At 56.6% G+C, this 1,603-nt stretch carries 1 rRNA gene and 1 other annotated feature (1 of these 2 cut by a window edge); the gene reads left to right on the top strand.

From position 1 onward, the window contains the following. Positions 1 to 1,390, top strand: a sequence feature (mutual gap in cmsearch alignment for this rRNA model is longer than 100) (it extends 1,628 nt beyond the left edge of the window). 88 nt (positions 1,391 to 1,478) lie between these two features. Then, positions 1,479 to 1,595, top strand: a 5S ribosomal RNA gene (gene rrf / locus ACFQS1_RS40130). Positions 1,596 to 1,603: the final 8 nt, after the last annotated feature.

Here is a 1,603-nt window from a genome sequence, read left to right as displayed (position 1 = left end):
CAGGGTGAGACGTGATGCCGAGCCGTATCAGGTGAAGTCAGTGATCCTATGCTGCCGAGAAAAGCCTCTAGCGATGTTCCGAGCGGCCCGTACCCGAAACCGACACAGGTGGTCAGGTAGAGAATACCGAGGCGACGGGCGAACTGTGGTTAAGGAACTCGGCAAATTGCCCCCGTAACTTAGGGAGAAGGGGGGCCGGACCCGTGAACCTCCATGCGGGGGGAGCGGGGTATGGCCGCAGAGAGCAGGGGGAAGCGACTGTTTACTAAAAACACAGGTCCATGCCAAGTCGTAAGACGATGTATATGGACTGACGCCTGCCCGGTGCTGGAACGTTAAGGGGACCTATTAGCCTTTCGGGGCGAAGTGGAGAACTTAAGCGCCAGTAAACGGCGGTGGTAACTATAACCATCCTAAGGTAGCGAAATTCCTTGTCGGGTAAGTTCCGACCTGCACGAATGGCGTAACGACTTCCCCACTGTCTCAACCACAGGCCCGGCGAAATTGCAGTACGAGTAAAGATGCTCGTTACGCGCGGCAGGACGGAAAGACCCCGGGACCTTTACTATAGCTTGACATTGGTATCCGAATTTAATTGTGTAGGATAGGTGGGAGCCGGTGAAGCTTGGACGCCAGTTCGGGTGGAGGCAATCTTGAAATACCACTCTGTTGGGTTTGGGTATCTAACTTGCGGCCCTGATCGGGTCGAGGGACAGTGTCTGGTGGGTAGTTTAACTGGGGCGGTTGCCTCCTAAAGGGTAACGGAGGCGCCCAAAGGTTCCCTCAGCCTGGTTGGCAATCAGGTGTTGAGTGTAAGTGCACAAGGGAGCTTGACTGTGAGACTGACGGGTCGAGCAGGGACGAAAGTCGGGACTAGTGATCCGGCACTTGCGTGTGGAAGCGGTGTCGCTCAACGGATAAAAGGTACCCCGGGGATAACAGGCTGATCTTCCCCAAGAGTCCATATCGACGGGATGGTTTGGCACCTCGATGTCGGCTCGTCGCATCCTGGGGCTGTAGCAGGTCCCAAGGGTTGGGCTGTTCGCCCATTAAAGCGGTACGCGAGCTGGGTTTAGAACGTCGTGAGACAGTTCGGTCCCTATCCGCCGTGCGCGTTGGATACTTGAGAAGGGCTGTCCCTAGTACGAGAGGACCGGGACGGACGAACCTCTGGTGTGCCAGTTGTCCCGCCAGGGGCACGGCTGGTTAGCTACGTTCGGAAGGGATAACCGCTGAAAGCATCTAAGCGGGAAGCCTGCTTCGAGATGAGGTATCCCACCACCATCGAGTGGGTAAGGCTCCCAGCCAGACGACTGGGTTGATAGGCCGGAAATGTAAGCCAGGTAACTGGTTCAGTTGACCGGTACTAATAAGCCGAGGGCTTAACCACCCCAAACTTGTGCTACGCGTCCACTGTGTGATTCACAGCAAACGAACAACCGTTACGAACGGATTTTGTTCGCGATGCTGGCAGCTGTTTCGGTGGTCATAGCGGAGGGGAAACGCCCGGTCTCATTCCGAACCCGGAAGCTAAGCCCTCCAGCGCCGATGGTACTGCACTCGGGAGGGTGTGGGAGAGTAGGACACCGCCGGACTCAACGTG

This window comes from Paractinoplanes rhizophilus, from assembly GCF_042664765.1.
Taxonomy (GTDB): Bacteria; Actinomycetota; Actinomycetes; order Mycobacteriales; family Micromonosporaceae; genus Actinoplanes; species Actinoplanes rhizophilus.
The sequence above is the reverse complement of the archived record's forward strand: the minus strand, read 5'-3'. Positions and strand labels throughout refer to the sequence as shown.